The organism is Streptomyces sp. DT2A-34, assembly GCF_030499515.1.
In the GTDB taxonomy this organism is placed as follows: domain Bacteria; phylum Actinomycetota; class Actinomycetes; order Streptomycetales; family Streptomycetaceae; genus Streptomyces.
Genome location: NZ_JASTWJ010000001.1, coordinates 609553 through 627715, shown reverse-complemented (window position 1 = coordinate 627715; position 18163 = coordinate 609553). Strand labels below are relative to the sequence as shown.

The 18163-nt window shown below is 72.3% G+C and carries 9 protein-coding genes (1 of these 9 cut by a window edge); 5 read left to right on the top strand and 4 right to left on the bottom strand.

What is annotated here, in order from left to right:
• Positions 1 to 3: 3 nt before the first annotated feature.
• Complete coding sequence (locus QQM39_RS02405; RefSeq protein WP_301994914.1) at positions 4 to 525, bottom strand: hypothetical protein; 522 nt, start codon at positions 523 to 525, stop codon at positions 4 to 6.
• Positions 441 to 986: an FAD-dependent oxidoreductase gene (locus tag QQM39_RS02400; protein ID WP_302003450.1), complete on the bottom strand. Its 546-nt coding sequence runs from the start codon at positions 984 to 986 to the stop codon at positions 441 to 443. Before QQM39_RS02400 ends, QQM39_RS02405 begins: the two co-directional genes overlap by 85 nt.
• Positions 987 to 1367: 381 nt before the next feature.
• Between QQM39_RS02400 and QQM39_RS02395 the strand changes: the two genes are divergently transcribed.
• Both QQM39_RS02395 and QQM39_RS02390 read left to right on the top strand, forming a co-directional pair.
• A complete protein-coding gene (locus QQM39_RS02395) occupies positions 1368 to 2177 on the top strand; it encodes a thioesterase II family protein (RefSeq protein ID WP_301994913.1) in 810 nt (269 codons plus the stop codon).
• An 11-nt stretch (positions 2178 to 2188) separates the two neighbouring features.
• Positions 2189 to 3220, top strand: coding sequence for a GDP-mannose 4,6-dehydratase (locus QQM39_RS02390; protein ID WP_301994912.1), 1032 nt, complete (start codon positions 2189 to 2191; stop codon positions 3218 to 3220).
• A gap of 76 nt (positions 3221 to 3296) precedes the next feature.
• Here the strand turns inward: QQM39_RS02390 and QQM39_RS02385 are convergent, their stop codons facing one another.
• Both QQM39_RS02385 and QQM39_RS02380 read right to left on the bottom strand, forming a co-directional pair.
• Complete coding sequence (locus tag QQM39_RS02385) at positions 3297 to 5192, bottom strand: ABC transporter ATP-binding protein (RefSeq protein WP_301994911.1); 1896 nt, start codon at positions 5190 to 5192, stop codon at positions 3297 to 3299.
• A complete protein-coding gene (locus QQM39_RS02380; RefSeq protein ID WP_301994910.1) occupies positions 5189 to 6916 on the bottom strand; it encodes an ABC transporter ATP-binding protein in 1728 nt (575 codons plus the stop codon). Before QQM39_RS02380 ends, QQM39_RS02385 begins: the two co-directional genes overlap by 4 nt.
• A gap of 167 nt (positions 6917 to 7083) precedes the next feature.
• On the opposite strand from QQM39_RS02380, the gene ccrA reads away from it, so the two are divergent.
• From ccrA to QQM39_RS02365, 3 genes are all read left to right on the top strand, one after another.
• Complete coding sequence (ccrA, locus tag QQM39_RS02375; RefSeq protein WP_301994909.1) at positions 7084 to 8439, top strand: crotonyl-CoA carboxylase/reductase; 1356 nt, start codon at positions 7084 to 7086, stop codon at positions 8437 to 8439.
• The gene (locus QQM39_RS02370) at positions 8436 to 9644 is read left to right on the top strand and encodes a cytochrome P450 (RefSeq protein ID WP_301994908.1); all 1209 of its coding nucleotides are present in this window, start codon (positions 8436 to 8438) and stop codon (positions 9642 to 9644) included. The genes ccrA and QQM39_RS02370 overlap by 4 nt, the downstream gene beginning before the upstream one ends.
• Before the next feature lie 170 nt (positions 9645 to 9814).
• Positions 9815 to 18163 carry the 5' portion of a type I polyketide synthase gene (locus tag QQM39_RS02365; protein ID WP_301994907.1) on the top strand. Its footprint extends 18699 nt past the window's final position, so 8349 of the gene's 27048 nt are visible here — the first part of the coding sequence; the start codon lies at positions 9815 to 9817; the stop codon falls past the right edge of the window.

Sequence of the window (18163 nt, the reverse complement as noted above, 5' to 3'; positions counted from 1 at the left end):
GCGTCAGAGTCCGGCTGCGGCCGGGGCCTTGCGGACGTACGCGGCCAGCGCGTCGATCACGTACTCCGCGTCCCGACACACCCCGCGCAGCGTGTTGGAGGCGAAGGAACGCTGGAACTCCAGGCCGAGGTAGACCAGCCCCGGGTGGGTGGCCGATATGCCGCCGCTGTGCAGCGGTGTACCCGCCGCGTCGAGGGCGCCTAGCTTGGCCAGGTAGGCCAGGTTCGGCCGGTATCCGGTGGCGAGCAGCACGGCATCGACCTCCTCCCGGAGTCCGTCGGCCCAGACGACCGCGTCACCGTCGAGGGCGGCGCACATGGGTCGCCGCTGCAGACGTCCCTCCTTGATGACCCGTTCGTAGAGGCCGGTGTCGAGCACGAGGGTGCCGCCGACGAAGTGGATGAGCCACTCGGGCGGCAGGTGATCGAAGCCGGTGGTCGTCAGCCAGTGGTGCAGGTCCTTGCCGTCGCGCAGTTGCGGGAGGAAGCGGACGGGGCGCGGGTGGCCAGGGTCACCCGGGCGCACTCGCTCAGTTCATGCCCGATCTGGACGGCGGAGTTGCCGCCGCCCACCACCACGACCCGCTTGCCCGCGTACGGTGCGGGGTCGCGGTAGTCGGCGACATGCCGCAGCTCGCCGGCGAAGCCCTGCTGCCCGGGAAGCTCGGGCCGCAGCGGGTTACCGAAGGCTCCGGTCGCGGCGACGATGCCCGCCGCACCGAGGCTGCGGCCGTCGGTGGTGCGCAGGGTGTAGCCGCCGCCGTCGCTCTCCACGCTCTCAACGCGCGTGTGGGTGCGGATTTCGGCGTCGAGGCGATCCGCGTAGCGGGTGAGGTAGTCAATGACCTCGTCGCGGTGCGGGTAGCGGTCGCCGTCGCCGCCGAAGGACAGGCCCGGCATGGCGCTGTACCGCGCGGGCGAGAACAGCGTGAGGCTGTCGTAGTAGCCGGGCCACGAGCCGGCCGCCTGCCCGGACGCCTCCAGCACCACCGGAACCAGTCCCCGCGAACCGGGACCAACCGTCCAGCAGGGGGTCGATCTCGGCCGGGTCCGCCCAGCCGCGGGCGGCGGCCGCCTGGAGCAGCAGCGGCATGGCGATCCGCTCGGAGCCGTCCGTCCAGTCCGACCAGCCGTTGGCGGACAGGGTCAGCCCGGTGCGGGTGTCCACCGGCACGTGCACCGCCTGCGCCAGGGACTCCTCGGCCGTCGTGTACAGGTCGGCGAAGGGGGTCTGGATGCCGAGCCCCGTGATCGTCAGGACCAACAGGCAGCAGAGCGACGACCTTTCGGTACGAGGTACAGGAGGTGCGCGGGGCTGTCGGCAGACTAGGGCTTTTCTCAGGTGGGACGCTGGTTGGATCCGGAACCATGCCCCTCGTATCGGATACCGATCTCTGGTTGCGCCGTTTCCACGACGCGCCGCAAGGTGCCGCGCCCCGTGTGGTGTGCTTTCCGCACGCCGGCGGTGCGGCCAGCTGGTACCGGCCGCTCGCCACCGGGCTGGCCACGCGCGCCGAGGTGCTGGTGGTGCAGTACCCGGGCCGCCAGGACCGTCACAACGAGCCCCTGATCGACGACGTACACGTCCTGGCCCGGCGCATCACCGAGGTGGTCGCCCCGCTGCGCGACCGCCCGCTGGTGCTGTTCGGGCACAGCATGGGCGCCTCCGTGGCGTTCGAGGTCGCGACGGCGCTCCAGGCCGGGTCGGCGGAGGTGGCCCACCTCTACGTGTCCGGGCGCCGGGCGCCGCAGCACTCCCACGACGAGCAGGTGCACCGGCTCGACGACGCGGGCGTGATCGCCGAGGTGCGCCGGCTGGCCGGCACGGACTCGCGCGTCTTCGACGACGAGGAACTGGTCCGCATGGTGCTGCCCGCGATCCGCGGCGACTACCGCGCCGCCGAGACCTACCGCTACCGGCCTGGACCACCGCTGACCTGCCCGGTCACGGCGCTCACCGGGGACGCCGACCCCAAGACGACCGTCCAGGAGGCGGCCGACTGGCAGGAGCGGACCACGGGCCCGTTCCAGCTGCGGGTGTTCCCCGGCGGCCACTTCTTCCTCGCCGAGCACAGCACAGCGGTGATGGACCTGCTTTCCGGCGAATCACCTAGTGCTCGGCGCTCTACTTTGACACCAGTTCCGGGTCCGTCCCCTCGCGGACCTTCCGCGTGCTGAGAGGAAACCGGATGACCAGGCGTGCACTCATCACCGGCATCACCGGGCAGGACGGCTCGTACCTCGCAGAGCATCTGATCAGGCAGGGCTATCAGGTGTGGGGACTGATGCGAGGTCAGGCCAATCCGCGCAAGTCGCGGGTGGCCCGGCTGATGTCCGAACTGTCTTTCGTCGACGGCGACCTGATGGACCAGGCGTCCCTGGTCTCGGCGGTGGACCTCGTCCAGCCGGACGAGGTCTACAACCTCGGCGCCATCTCCTTCGTACCGATGTCGTGGCAGCAGGCCGAACTCGTCACCGAGGTCAACGCCATGGGCGTGCTGCGCATGCTGGAGGCGATCCGCCAGGTCTCCGGCCTGTCCGCCTCGCGGCACGCCACCGGCAAGCAGATCCGCTTCTACCAGGCGTCGTCCTCGGAGATGTTCGGCAAGGCCGCGGAGACCCCGCAGCGCGAGACGACCATCTTCCACCCGCGCAGCCCCTACGGCGTGGCCAAGGCGTACGGCCACTTCATCACCCGCAACTACCGCGAGTCGTTCGGCATGTACGCCGTCGGCGGCATCCTCTTCAACCACGAATCCCCGCGCCGCGGCGCGGAGTTCGTGACCCGCAAGATCTCCCTGGGCGTCGCCCGGATCAAGCTGGGCCTCCAGGAGAAGCTCCCCCTCGGCAACATCGATGCCCTGCGCGACTGGGGCTTCGCCGGTGACTACGTGCGGGCCATGCACCTGATGCTGCAGCAGGAAACGCCCGACGACTACGTCGTCGGCACCGGCGAGATGCACTCGGTGCGCGAGGCCATGAGCCTCGCCTTCGAGCACGTCGGGCTCAACTGGCAGGACCACGTGTACATCGACCCCACCCTGGTGCGTCCCGCCGAGGTGGAGATCCTCTGCGCGGACACCACCCGCGTCCGCCAGGAACTGGGCTGGAAGCCCGAGGTCGACTTCACGTCGCTGATCCGGATGATGGTCGACGCCGACCTCAAGCACGTCGCCACCGAGCACGAGTACGGCGAACTGCTGGCAGCCGCCGGCTGGTAGCCCGCGGGACCCACCGCAGACCCCGAGCGGGGCGCGCACCCGGTGCGCGCCCCGCTCGTTCTTGCCCTCTTACCGCTCAGGCGGAGTGGAGCTTGGCGTAGAACCCGCCGCGGGCCAGGAGTTCGGCGTGCGTGCCGCGCTCCACCACGTTGCCGCCGTCCATGACGACGATCAGGTCGGCGCCCCGGACCGTGGACAGGCGGTGCGCGATCACAAAGCTCGTGCGGCCCGCCCGCAGGGACACCATGGCCTGCTGGATCAGCGCCTCGGTGCGGGTGTCGACCGACGAGGTGGCCTCGTCCAGGACCAGGATCGCCGGCTGCGCGAGGAAGGCCCGCGCCAGCGTGATCAGTTGCCGCTCGCCGGCGCTCAGACCGCCGTGGTCGTCGTCCAGCACGGTGTCGTAGCCGTCCGGCAGGGCGCGCACGAACCGGTCCACGCACATGGCCCGGGCGGCGTCCACGACCTCCGCACGGGTGGCCCCCGGGCGGCCGTAGGCGATGTTCTCGGCGATGGTGCCGTGGAACAGCCAGGTGTCCTGCGACACCAGGCCGATGCGCGAGCGCAGGTCCGCGCGGGTCAGGGCGGTGGTGTCGACGCCGTCCAGGAGGATGCGGCCGGCGTCGGGGTCGTAGAAGCGCAGCAGCAGGTTGCCCAGGGTCGTCTTGCCGGCGCCGGTGGGGCCGACGATCGCCACCAGTTGGCCCGGCTCCGCCGTGAGCGACAGGTTCTCGATCAGCGGCTCGTCGGGCAGGTAACGGAACGACACGTCCGAGAACTCGACCCGGCCCTGCACCGAGGCCAGGCGCTTCGGGGAGGCCGGGGCGGGCGACTGCTCGGGCTCGTCGAGGAGTTCGAAGACGCGGCGGGCCGAGGCGATGCCGGACTGGACCTGGCCGGAGAAGTTGGACACGTCGATGATCGGGCGGCTGAACATGCCCGAGTACTGGATGAACGCCTGCACGTCGCCGATCGTCACCGTGCCCGAGGCGACCCGCAGCGCGCCCACCACCGCCACCAGCACGTAGTTGAGGTCGGTCACGAAGCGCGTCGTGGGAGCGACGAGGCCGGAGAACGCCTGGGCGCGGTAACCGGAGTGGTACAGCGCCTCGTTGTGCTCGTCGAACCGCTCCTCGGCGAGTTCCCGGCGGCCGAACGCCTTGACCAGGGAGTGACCGCTGTAACTCTCCTCGACGTGGGCGCTCAGCTCGCCGGTGCTCATCCACTGCTGCTGCACGCGCGGCCACGCCCGCCTGCTGATCCAGGTCGCGAGCGCCAGCGCCACCGGCACGCTGAGCAGCACGAACAGTGCCAGCTCGACGGAGATCACCAGCATGATGGCCAGCACACCGACGACCGAGAAGACCGAGTTGATCATCTGGCCGATGGTCTGCTGCAGAGTGCGCTGGAGGTTGTCGATGTCGTTGGTGACCCGGCTGAGCACCTCTCCGCGCGGGTTGCGGTCGAAGTAACCCACCGGCAGGCGGGTGAGCTTGGCGTCGACGTCCTCGCGCAGCCGGTGCACCGCGTGCTGCACCACCGCGGCGGCGAGCCGCCCCTGCGCCAGCATGCACAGCGAACCCGCCACGTACAGCGCGACGATGATCGCGAGCACCACGCCCAGCGCACGCAGGTCCACGCCCTGGCCCGGGGTGACGTCGGCGGTGCTGATGACGTTGGCGAGGGTGTCCTTGCCGTCGGCGCGCAGATGCTCCAGCACCTGCTCCTCCGACGCGTTCGCGGGCAGCGAGCGGCCCACGAGACCGGCGAAGATGAGGTCGGTGGCGTCGCCGAGGAGTTTGGGGCCCAGCAGGTTCAGCACGATCGAGGCGGTGCCGAGCAGGGCCATCGGGACGAGCTTGGCCCGGTAGGGCCGCAGCAGGCCCAGGAGCCGTCCGGTGGTGGCGGGTTCGTGTCTCTCGGCGGGTGCGGGTACGGCCGCCGGGGGCGCCTCGCGGGTCGGGGCGGTCATCGGATCTCCTGGTGGACGGGCTGGGAGAGCGCGATCTCCCGATAGGTGGGGTTGTCCCGCGACAGCTGTGCGGGCGTGCCGGAACCGACCACGTGTCCGTCGTCCAGCAGCAGGACGTGGTCGGCGTCCTCGGCCGCGCCCACCCGCTGCGTCACCAGGAGCACCGTCGCATCGGCGAGTTCGGTCGCCAGCGCGGCCCGCAGCCGCGCCTCGGTGCCGTGGTCGAGGGCGGAGAAGCAGTCGTCCAGCAGGTAGATGCCGGGGCGTCGGACCAGCGTCCGGGCGATCGCCAGACGCTGGCGCTGGCCGCCGGAGAGGTTGGAACCGCCCTGCGCCACCGGCGCGTCCAGCCCGATCCGCTCGACGAACTCCCGTGCCTGGGCGACCTCCAGCGCGTGCCACAGTTCGGCGTCCGTGGCGTCGGGGCGGCCGAAGCGCAGGTTCGAGGCCACGGTGCCGCTGAACAGGTGCGGCTGCTGCGGCACATGGCCGACGGTCCGCGACAGCACCGCCGGGTCGAGGGCGCGTACGTCGACGCCGTGCACCCGGATGTGGCCGGCGGTGACGTCGTACAGCCGCAGCACCAGGTTCAGGAGGGTCGACTTGCCGCTGCCGATGCTGCCGAGGATCGCGACCTTCTGACCGGGCCGGACGACGAGGTCGACGTCGCGCAGGACGGGCTTCTCCGCACCGGGGTAGCCGAAGGCGGCGCCCCGCAGTTCGAGGTGGCCGGGGGCGGGAAGCTCCCGCACCGGACGCTCGGGCGCCGGCACGCTGGTGCGGGCGTCCAGCACCTCCTGGATGCGCCCGGCCGAGACGGCGGCCCGCGAGCCCTCGGTGAACACCATCACCGCCATGATGATCGAGACGATGATCAGCGTGACGTAGCTGAGCAGCGCGGTGAGGGCGCCCAGCTGCATGTCGCCGGCGTCGATCCGCCGCCCGGAGACCCAGATGATCACCACGGTCAGGACGTTCATCACGATCATCACCACGACCGGCATGGCCGCGATGATCCGCCCCACCCGCAGCGACACCTCGAACAGCTCGTCGTTCGCGCGGTCGAAGCGGGCACGCTCATGGTCGTCGCGGACGAACGCGCGGATCACCCGCACCCCGCTGATCCGCTCGCGCAGCAGGTGGTTGATGCGGTCCATGGACTTCTGCATGCGCGCGTAGAACGGGCTCAGCCGGCCCAGCACCACCGTCAGGCTCGCGATCACGGCCACCACGAGCGCGACGACGACCACGGACACCGCGACGTCCTGGAGGACGGCCAGCACGACTCCGCCCAGGCACATGATGACCGCCGACACCGCCACGTCCGCCGTCGTCAGGACGATGGTCTGCACCTGGTGGACGTCGTTCACGGTGCGGGTGAGGAGCGAGGGCGTGCCGATCTCGCCCACCTCGCGCGCCGACAGGCCGAGCACGGCCCGGAAGACCCGGCGGCGCAGATCGCGTCCGAGGCCGGCCGCGCACCGGGCGGCGAACACGACGGCGCCGGCGGCGGTGACGATCTGCACCACGGCGACGGCCAGCATCACCGCGCCGATGGTGAAGATGTACTCCACGTCGCCGGTGAGGATGCCGTGGTCGATGACGGCGGCGTTCAGGGTGGGCAGCAGCAGGGTGGCCACGGTCTGGATCAGTTGCAGCACCAGCAGGGCCACAAGCCCTCGGCGGTAGGGCCGCAGATGGGTTTTCAGGAATCCGATCAGCACACGGCACTCCCCTTGAGGTCCAGGGCGACACGGTTTGCCCGACCAGCAGACCGCACGGGGAGCGTGGGGGATCACTAGACTTCCGCGGCCCAAGGACTCGCAGAATCCCTAGTGTTCCCGCTCCTACGGTGGTGTCAGACCCTGAGGCCGTTGTGAGGAGTGCCCGGATGAGTGAGATCCTGAGTGCCATCGAGTCGGATGACGCGGGGCCCCGGGATTTTGAAGCCCTGCCGGTGCCCGACAGCTACCGGGGGGTCGTGGTCCGCCGCGAGGACGTGGGCATGTTCGAGGGACTGCGGACCCGGGAGAAGGACCCGCGCCGGTCGCTGCGCCTCGAAGAGGTGCGGACCCCCGAGGTGGGGCCGGGCGAGGCGCTGATCGCGGTGATGGCGTCGTCCGTCAACTACAACACGGTGTGGTCCTCGATCTTCGAGCCGCTGCCCACCTTCACCTTCCTCAAGCGGCTCGGCGGCAAGCACGACCTGCCCCACCATGTGCTCGGCTCCGACCTCGCCGGCGTCGTGCTCCGCGTCGGCACGGGCGTCACCGCATGGCAGCCCGGCGACCGCGTCGTGGCGCACTGCCTGGACGTCGAACTGGAGCACCCGGACGGCCACGGCGACACCATGCTCGACCCGCAGCAGCGCATCTGGGGCTTCGAGACCAACTACGGCGGCCTCGCCGAGCTCGCCCTGGTCAAGGCCAACCAGCTGATGCCCAAGCCGGAGCACCTCACCTGGGAGGAGGCGGCGGCGCCGGGCCTGGTCAACTCCACCGCGTACCGGCAGCTCGTCTCCGCCAACGGCGCGAACATGAAGCAGGGCGACACGGTCCTGATCTGGGGCGCCTCCGGCGGGCTCGGCTCCTACGCCACCCAGCTCGCCCTCAACGGCGGCGCGACGCCGGTGTGCGTGGTCTCCTCGCCGCAGAAGGCGGAGGTCGTCCGCAGGGCCGGCGCCGAGCTGATCATCGACCGGTCCGCCGAGGGATACCGGTTCTGGAGCGACGAGCACACCCAGGATCCCAGGGAGTGGAAGCGGTTCGGCGCGCGGATCCGCGAACTGACCGGCGGCCAGGACCCGGACATCGTGTTCGAGCACCCCGGCCGGGAGACCTTCGGCGCCAGCGTGTACGTCGCCAGACGCGGCGGCACCATCGTCACCTGCGCCTCCACCAGCGGCTTTCTCCACCAGTACGACAACCGCTATCTGTGGATGCACCTCAAGCGCGTCATCGGCACCCACTTCGCCACCTACCGCGAGGCATGGGAGGCGAACCGGCTGGTCGCCCAGGGGCGGATCCACCCGACGCTGTCCACGGTGTACCCCCTGGAGGAGACCGGGCAGGCCGCGTACGACGTGCACCGCAACACCCACCAGGGCAAGGTCGGCGTGCTGTGCCTGGCGCCCTCGGAGGGGCTCGGCGTGCGCGACCACGCGCTGCGCGACCGCCATCTGGACGCCATCAACCGGTTCCGGATCTCCGACGCCCGCCGCTCGGAGGATGGAGCCCCGCTGCGATGAACGACCAGTCTTCCGTGCCGGCGGCGTGCCCGTTCCCGTCCCCGCGCGACCCGCACCACCCGCTGGACCTGCCCCCCGAGTACGGCCGCCTGCGCGAGGACGACCCGGTCCGCAGGGTCGAGACCCCCGCCGGCGACACCGCCTGGCTGGTCAGCCGCTACTCCGACGTGCGCGCGCTGCTGGCCGACCCGCGGTTCAGCGCCGAGGTGATGAACCCCGGCTACCCCCGCTACCTCTTCCCGGTCGACCCGCAGCCGGGTGCGTTCGTCACCGTCGACCCGCCGGAGCACACCCGCTACCGGCGAATGATCATGAGCATGTTCACCAAGAAGAAGGCCGAGAGCATCCGGCCCGCGGTGCAGAAGCTCGTGGACGAACGCATCGACGCGCTGCTCGCCGGACCGCAGCCCGCCGACCTGGTGTCCGCCTTCGCCCGGCCCATTCCGCTCACCGTCGTGTGCGAACTGCTCGGCGTCCCCTACAAGGACCGGATGGCCTTCGGACGCTGGATCGGCACCCTCGTCGAGACCACCTCCAGCCAGGCGCACCGCAACGCCGCCGCCGGCGCCCTCTTCGGCTACCTCACCAAGCTCGTGATGCAGAAGGAGCGCGAGCCCAGCGACGACGTGCTCGGGCTCCTGGTGGAGAACCAGCTCAAGACCGGTGAGATCCGACGCGAAGAGGTCGTCGTCATCGGCATGATGCTGCTGTCGGCAGGCTATGACACCACCGCCAGCTCCATCGCGCTCAGCGTGCTCGCACTGCTCGAACACCCCGACCAGCTGGTGAAACTGCGCGAGAACCCCGACCTGGTGGTCGGCGCCGTGGAGGAACTGCTGCGCCACCAGAACGTCATGCAGTGCGGCGTGGGCCGGGTCGCCAAGGAGGACGTGGAGATCGCCGGGCAGGTGATCAGGGCGGGCGAGGGCGTCATCGCCCTGCTCTCCTCGGCCGACCGCGACGAGAGCGTCTACGCCGACGCCGACCGGCTCGACATCACCCGCAAGGACAGCACCCCGCTGGCCTTCGGGCACGGAATCCACAGCTGCATCGCGAAGTTCCTCTCGCGCGTGGAACTCCAGGTGGCCGTCCTCACACTGATCACTCGCATTCCGACGCTGAAGCTCGCCAAGCCCGCGCAGGAACTGCGCTTCCGTGACGGCGCCATCGTCTACAGCCTGCGGGAGCTGCCCGTGACCTGGTGACCGACCGTCACGTCGTGCACCCCGTCACCCGGCGCGCGCCGGCCCTCCGAGGCCGGCGCGGCCTTCGACGGTTTCCGGGGGATGCCACCCCCGCTTTCTAGGGGGATGCCACCCCGCGCCGAACAAGACTTTCCAGCACGTCGCTGTCGCCTGTCGAGATGGGTTGAGAGATGGACAACGAACAGAAGCTCCGGGACTACCTTCGACGGGCCAGTACGGACCTTCAGCGCACTCGACGGCGGCTTCAGGACCTCGAAGCGGCGGCGCAGGAGCCGATCGCCGTCGTCGGCATCGGCTGCCGCTTCCCCGGCGGGGTGAAGAGCCCCGAGGACCTGTGGCGCATGGTCGTCAGCGGCGAGCACGGCATCCGCCCGTTCCCCCAGGACCGCGGCTGGGACCCGGACATGCTCGCCCTGTCGGCCACCGGCCAGGGCGGCTTCCTCGACGGTGCCGGAGAGTTCGACGCCGACTTCTTCGGCATCTCGCCGCGCGAGGCGCTGGGCATGAACCCGCAGCAGCGGGTCCTGCTGGAGGTCACCTGGGAGGCGCTGGAGCGGGCCGGCATCGACCCGCACACCCTCAAGGGCAGCCAGACCGCGGTGTTCGCCGGCGCCATGAACCAGGACTACCAGCTCGGTCCCCGCGACGGCGGCGAGGGCATGGTCCTGCTCGGCAGCTCCAACAGCGTCATCTCCGGACGCATCTCCTACACCCTCGGCCTCGTCGGGCCCTCCGTCACCCTCGACACCGCCTGCTCGTCGTCGCTGGTGGCGATGCATCTGGCCATGCAGGGGCTGCGCGCCGGCGAGTGCTCGCTCGCGCTGGCCGGCGGCGTGACCGTCATGGCGAACCCGGCGACGTTCATCGAGTTCTCCCGCCAGGGCGGCCTGTCCTCGGACGGCCGCTGCCGCTCGTTCGCCGACTCCACCGACGGCACCGGCTGGGCCGAGGGCGTCGGCATGCTCGTCCTGGAACGCCTCTCGGACGCGCAGCGCAACGGCCACGAGGTCCTCGCGGTCCTGCGCGGCTCGGCCGTCAACCAGGACGGCGCCTCCAACGGCCTCACCGCGCCCAACGGCCCCTCGCAGCGACGCGTCATCGAGCAGGCCCTCGTCAGCGCGCGGCTCACCAGCGACCAGATCGACGTCGTCGAGGCGCACGGCACCGCCACCACCCTCGGCGACCCCGTCGAGGCCCAGGCGCTGCTCGCCACCTACGGCCGGGACCGCGACGCGAACCGGCCGCTGCTGCTCGGCTCCGTGAAGTCCAACCTCAGCCACACCCAGGCCGCCGCCGGAGTCGCCGGCGTGATCAAGGCCGTCATGGCGATCCGCCACGGCGTCGTCCCGCAGACCCTCGGCGTCGACCGGCCCTCCTCACACGTCGACTGGGACTCCGGCGCCGTGGAACTGGTGCGGGAGAACCGGCCCTGGCCCGAGACCGGGCAGCCCCGCCGCGCCGCCGTCTCCTCGTTCGGCCTCAGCGGCACCAACGCGCACACCATCATCGAGCAGGCCCCGCCCGCCGAGGCACCCACGCAGGAGCAGGCCCCGGTGCCCGCGGGCACCGTGCCGGTCCTCGTCTCGGGCCGCTCCCGGGAGGCGCTGCGCGCCCAGGCCGCGCGGCTGCTGACCGTCGTCGACCAGCACCGCGCACTCGACCTCGCCCACTCGCTGGCCACCACCCGGTCGAGCTTCGACCACCGCGCCGCGATCACCGGCGACATCCGGGCCGGCCTCGCCGCCCTCGCCGCCGACGAACCGGCCGCCGGGCTCCTCCAGGCCACCGTGGCCCGCTCGAGGTGCGCGTTCCTCTTCACCGGCCAGGGCGCCCAGCGCCTCGGCATGGGACGCGAACTGTACGAGCGCTTCGCCGTCTTCCGGGAGGCGTTCGACGCCGCCCTGGCCCACCTCGACCTCGCGCTGCGCGACATCGTCTGGGGCGACGACGTCGAGATCCTGAACCAGACGCGGCACACCCAGCCCGCGCTGTTCGCGTTCGAGGTCGCCCTCTACCGCCTGGCCGAATCCCTGGGCCTGAAGCCCGACTTCGTCGCCGGGCACTCGATCGGCGAGATCGCCGCCGCGCACGTCGCCGGAGTGCTCTCGCTGGAGGACGCCGCCCGCCTCGTCACCGCCCGCGGCGACCTCATGCAGGCACTGCCCGCCGGCGGCGCCATGCTGGCGGTCACCGCCACCGAGGACGAGGTCCTGGCCCACCTCGGCGACGCCGAGTCGGACGGCCGACTCCCCGCGGGACAGGTCTCCGTCGCCGCCGTCAACGGCCCCCGCTCGGTCGTCGTCGCCGGAGCGGCCGACGCCGTCGCCGCGATCGAGGCGCACTTCACCGCCGAGGGCCGCAAGACCAAGCGCCTCGCGGTGTCGCACGCCTTCCACTCGCCGCTGATGGACCCGATGCTCGCCGACTTCCGCGCCGTCGTCGCCGACCTCACCCTGAACCCGCCGCTCATCCCCCTGATCTCCCACGTCACCGGCGAGCAGGCCCGTGTCGAGCAGGTCACCTCCGCCGACTACTGGGTGGACCACGTCCGCCGCGCGGTGCGGTTCGCCGACGGCGTCCGCTGGCTGCACGAGCACGGCGTCACCACCTTCCTCGAAGTCGGCCCCGACGGCGTCCTGTCCGCGCTGGTGCAGGAGAGCGCCGACGACGTCACCGCACTGCCCCTGCTGCGCTCCGGCCGCCCCGAGACCGACACCGTCACCGCCGCCCTCGCCGCCCTGCATGTGCGCGGCACCACCGTGAAGTGGGCCGAGTACTTCGCCGGCACCGGCGCCCGCCGAGTCGACCTGCCGACGTACGCCTTCCAGACCCGGACCTACTGGCCCAAGGGCGGCAGCTTCGGCTTCGACCCGCGCTCGGCCGGCCTCGGCGCCGCGCAGCACCCGCTGCTCACCGCCGCGGTCTCGCTCGCCGACTCCGACGGGGTGCTGCTCACCGGCCGCCTCACCCGCACCACCCACCCGTGGCTGGTCGACCACGCCGTGCGCGGCACGGTCCTGCTGCCCGGGACCGCCTTCCTCGAACTCGCCGTCCGCGCCGGCGACGAGGTCGGCTGCGACCGCGTCGAGGAACTGACCCTCACCGCGCCGCTCGCGCTGCCCGAGACCGGCGGCGTCCAGGTGCAGCTGTGGATCGGCAAGCCGGACGCCGACGGCCGCCGCACCGTCACCGTCCACTCCCGCCCGGACGGCGAGGAGGACGAGCCGTGGACGCAGCACGCCACCGGCGTCCTCACCTCACCCGCCCGCGCCACCTCCTTCGACACCACCGTGTGGCCGCCCGCCGACGCCCGCCCCCTCGACATCGCCGGCTGCTACGACCAGTTCGCGGGCATGGGCTTCGAGTACGGGCCCGTGTTCCAGGGGCTCCAGGCGGCCTGGCAGGGCGGCGACGGCGCCCTCTACGCCGAGGTGCGGCTGCCCGAGGACGCCGACGCGGCGGGCTTCGGCCTGCACCCGGCGCTGCTGGACGCCGCCCTGCACGCCGCGCTCGCCGCCGGGGAGGGCGACGCCGGACTGCCGTTCTCCTGGGAGGGCGTGTCCCTGCACGCCACCGGCGCGAGTGAACTGCGCGTGCGCCTGACCCGCAGCGGCGACAACACCTACGCCATCGCCGCGGCCGACGCCTCCGGCGAACCGGTCGCCACCGTGGACTCGTTGGTCGTACGGCCCGTCGGCGCACCCTCCGCCGCCACCGACCGCGACGCGCTGTTCACCGTCGACTGGGTGCCCGTCACCGTGCCCGCGGAGCCCACCGCGTTCTCCGTGCTGGGCGAGGACGTGTTCGGGCTCGGCGGTGTCGACGACGCCGACGTGCTCGTCGTGCCCCTGCTCGGCGACGCGGACGTCGTCGGCTCCGTGCACACGCTCACCGAACGCGTCCTCAGCCTGCTCCAGGAGGAGCGCGAGGAACGGCTCGTCTTCGTCACCAGCAACCGCGACCTCGCCTCCGCCGCAGTCTGGGGCATGGTCCGCTCCGCCCAGTCCGAGGCCCCCGGCCGTCACACCCTGCTCGAACTCGACGGCACCGAAGCCTCGCTGGCGGCGCTGGGCCAGGCGATCGGCTCCGGCGAACCGCAGCTCGCCCTGCGCGACGGCGAGGCCTACGCGCCCCGCCTGACCCGCGCCGAAGCCGCCGAACCGCAGGCCGACTGGGGCGACAAGGTCCTGGTCACCGGCGGCACCGGCGGCCTCGGCACGCTGATCGCACAGCACCTCGTGACGGCGTACGGCGTCCGCGAACTGGTGCTGGTCAGCCGCAGCGGCACGGCCGACGTCTCCGAACTTCGGGCGCTGGGCGCCGAGGTGACCGTCGCCGCGTGCGACGTCGCCGACCGCGAGGCGCTGGCGGAGCTGCTGCGCGAGCACCCCGTCAGCGCGGTCGTGCACGCGGCCGGCGTCCTCGACGACGGCGTGCTCTCCTCCCTCACTTCCGAACGGCTCCACCCCGTGCTGCGCCCCAAGGCGGACGCGGCCTGGCACCTGCACGAACTCACCCGGGACCTGGACCTCAAGGCGTTCGTGCTGTTCTCGTCCCTCGCCGGCACCTGGGGCACCCCCGGCCAGGCCAACTACGCGGCGGGCAACCACTTCCTCGACGCACTCGCCGAATACCGGCGGGCCGAGGGCCTGCCCGCCGTGTCGCTCGCCTGGGGCGCCTGGGCGGGGGCCGGCATGCTCGCCGACACCGACGCCGAGCGCATGGCCCGCACCGGCATGCCGCCGCTCACCGTCGAGCAGGGACTGCGGCTGTTCGACGCCACGGTCGCAGGCTCCCACGCCACCGCCGTACCCGCGCGGTTCGACCTCGCGACACTGCGCCGGGGCGGCGAGGTGCCGCCCTTGCTGCGCGGCCTGATCCGCACCCGCGTCCGCCGCGCCGCCACCGGCTCGCAGACCGCCGACACCCTCGTCCGCCGCCTCGCCCAACTGCCCGCGGACGAGCGCGGCGACGCCCTGCTCGACCTGGTGCGCACGCAGGTCGCCGCGGTGCTCGGACACGCCTCGGGCGCCGAGATCGAGCCGACGCGCCAGTTCCAGGACCTCGGCTTCGACTCGCTCACCGCGGTCGAACTGCGCAACCAGCTCACCGCCGTGACCGGTCTCAGACTGCCCGCGACGATGGTGTTCGACTACCCGACCCCCACCGCGCTCGCCGCCCACCTGCTGGACGACCTCTTCGACGGCGCGGCCGAGATCACCGCCCCCACCGCGGTCACCGACGTCTCCGACGACCCGATCGTCATCGTCGGCATGGGCTGTCGCTACCCCGACGGCATCGGCTCGCCCGACGACCTGTGGCGGCTGGTGTCGGAGGGCGGCGACGCCGTCACCGGCCTGCCCGCCAACCGGGGCTGGGACCTGGAGAACCTGTACCACCCCGACCCCGAGCACCCCGGCACGACGTACTCCCGCTCCGGTGGATTCCTGCACGACGCCGGCGAGTTCGACGCCGGGTTCTTCGGCATGTCGCCCCGCGAGGCCCTGGGCACCGACTCGCAGCAGCGCATCCTGCTGGAGGTCGTCTGGGAGGCGATCGAGAACGCGGGCATCGCCCCGACCTCGCTGCGCGGCAGCCAGACCGGTGTCTTCGCCGGCGTCATGTACAACGACTACGGCGCCCGGCTCGGCGGCGGCGACTTCGAGGGCTTCCAGGGCGCCGGCACCTCGCCGTCCATCGTGTCCGGCCGGGTCTCCTACACGCTCGGCCTGGAGGGGCCCGCCGTCACCGTGGACACGGCGTGCTCCTCGTCGCTGGTGGCCATGCACTGGGCGATGCAGGCGCTGCGCGCCGGTGAGTGCTCGCTCGCGGTGGCCGGCGGTGTCACCGTCATGTCGACGCCGACCGCGCTGATCGAGTTCTCCCGGCAGCGCGGCCTGTCCCCGGACGGCCGGTGCAAGGCCTTCTCCGACTCCGCCGACGGCGTCGGCTGGGCCGAGGGCGCCGGTGTGGTCGTACTGGAACGGCTGTCGGACGCCCGGCGCAACGGCCACCGCGTCCTCGCCGTCGTCCGTGGCTCGGCCGTCAACCAGGACGGCGCCTCCAACGGCCTGATGGCCCCCAACGGCCCCGCCCAGCAGCGCGTCATCCGCGCGGCCCTGGCCTCCGCCGGGCTCACCCCGGACGCGGTGGACGCGGTCGAGGCGCACGGCACCGGCACCACCCTCGGCGACCCCATCGAGGCGCAGGCCCTGCTCGCCACCTACGGGCGGGACCGCGACGACGACCGGCCGCTGCTGCTCGGCTCGGTGAAGTCCAACATGGGCCACACCCAGGCCGCGGCGGGCGTCGCCGGCGTCATCAAGATGGTCATGGCGATGCGCCACGGCCTACTGCCGAGAACCCTGCACGTCACCGAGCCGTCCACGCATGTCGACTGGACCGAGGGCGCAGTCCGGCTGCTCACCGAGAACACCGAGTGGCCGCAGGCCGACCGCCCGCGCCGGGCAGGCGTCTCCTCCTTCGGCATCAGCGGCACCAACGCGCACCTGATCCTCGAAAGCGCCGATGCCGCGCAGCCGCGCCGCGAGGCGGAGGAGCCGCCCCGTGAGTCCCCGCAGGAGGCAGGCGAGTCCCTGCAGCAGGTCCGCGGGCCCTTCGTCCTGTCGGCCCGTACCCGGCGCGCGCTGCGCGGCCAGGCCGCCCGGCTGCGGTCGTTCGTGGCCGGCGACACCTCGCTCGACCTCACCGACCTCGCGTACTCGCTGGCGACCACCCGCTCCGCGTTCGAGCAGCGGGCGGCCGTCGTCGCCGAGGACCGCGAGGGGCTGCTGCGGGCGCTGACCGCGCTGGCCACCGAGCACACGGACAGCGCGCTCGTCGAGGGCGAGGCCGCGCCGGGCAAGGTCGCGTTCCTGTTCTCCGGACAGGGCACCCAGCGCCTCGGCATGGGACGTGAACTCGCCGAGCGCCACCCGGTGTTCAGGGACGCCCTGGACGAGGTGCTGCAGCGCCTCGACGTCCGCGACGTCATGTGGGGCGAGGACCAGGAGGAGCTGAACCGGACGGGACACGCGCAGCTCGCGCTGTTCGCCGTCGAGGTCGCCCTGTTCCGGCTCGTGCGCTCGTGGGGGATCAGGCCGGGCGCGCTCGCCGGGCACTCGATCGGTGAGGTCGCGGCCGCGCATGTGGCGGGTGTGTTGTCGCTGGAGGACGCGTGTGCGCTGGTGTCGGCGCGGGCGCGGTTGATGCAGGCGTTGCCGTCGGGTGGGGCGATGGTGGCGGTGGAGGCGACCGAGGAGGAGGTGGCTGCGTACCTGGATGGTGCGGTGTCGATCGCCGCGGTCAACGGGCCGTCGTCGGTGGTGGTCGCGGGTGACGAGGCCGATATGGCGCGGGTCGTGGAGCGGTTCGCGGACCGTCGTACGAAGCGGCTGAAGGTGTCGCATGCCTTCCACTCGCCGTTGATGGACCCGATGCTGGACGACTTCCGTGCCGCCATCGCGGGGCTGTCGTTCAACGCCCCCGAGATCCCGCTCACCACCAGCGGTGACGTGACCGACCCGGAGTACTGGGTGCGGCACGTGCGCGAGACGGTGCGATTCGCCGACAACGTCCAGGCGCTGCGCGACTCGGGTGTCACCACCTTCCTGGAGATCGGCCCCGAGAGCGCCCTGTCCGCCCTGGTCGACGAGGCCGTCCCGGTGCTGCGCAAGGACCGGGGCGAGGAGGAGGCCGTGGTCGCCGCCCTGGGCCGGCTGTTCACGGCCGGGGTGGGCGCCGACTGGCGCACCTGGTTCGCGGGCGCCCGCGAGATCGTCCTGCCCACCTACGCCTTCCAGCACGAGTACTACTGGCCGCTCGGCGCGCCGCAGCAGCCGCCCGCCGCCTCCGACACCTCGGCCGACCCCGCCGACGCCACCCTGTGGGCCGCCGTCGAACGCGGTGACGCCCGCGAACTCGCCGCACTGCTCGGGCTGGACGCCGACCAGCGCTCCTCCCTGGACTCCCTGATCCCGGTGCTGTCGTCCTGGCGGCACGGCAACCAGGAGAAGACTCTCCTCGACTCCTGGCGCTACCGGGTGCTGTGGGCGCCGCTGCGGGCCACCGCCACCCCGGTCCTGGTCGGTCGCATCGCCCTGTTCACCTCCGGCGGCACCGACCCCGAGCCGTACCGCGCCGCGCTCGCCGCGCATGGCGCCGACGTCACCGTGGTCACCCTGGATGATCCGGCCGACGACCCCTCCGACCCCGCCGATGTCGCCGCCGTGGGCGAACTCCCCGACTGCGACGGCGCGGTGTCGCTGCTCGCGCTGGACGAGCGTCCGCACGCCGCGCTCACCGTCGGCCTCGCGCTCACCGTCGAACTCGTGAAGAGGCTCGACGCCCCGCTGTGGACGGTCACCTCCGGCGCGGTCGCCGCAGGTCTCGGCGACGAGGTTCGTTCGCCCGCCCAGGCGGCGGTGTGGGGCTTCGGCCGGGCCGCCGCACTGGAGTACCCGCAGCGCTGGGCGGGCCTGATCGACCTCCCGGACACCCTCGACGAGAACGCCCTGCGC

Coding starts and splice junctions, on each gene's coding strand:
- QQM39_RS02395 (WP_301994913.1), top strand. CDS start 1,368: ATGCCCCTCGTATCGGATACCGATCTCTGGTTGCGCCGTTTCCACGAC.
- QQM39_RS02390 (WP_301994912.1), top strand. CDS start 2,189: ATGACCAGGCGTGCACTCATCACCGGCATCACCGGGCAGGACGGCTCG.
- QQM39_RS02370 (WP_301994908.1), top strand. CDS start 8,436: ATGAACGACCAGTCTTCCGTGCCGGCGGCGTGCCCGTTCCCGTCCCCG.
- QQM39_RS02385 (WP_301994911.1), bottom strand. CDS start 5,192: ATGACCGCCCCGACCCGCGAGGCGCCCCCGGCGGCCGTACCCGCACCC.
- ccrA (WP_301994909.1), top strand. CDS start 7,084: ATGAGTGAGATCCTGAGTGCCATCGAGTCGGATGACGCGGGGCCCCGG.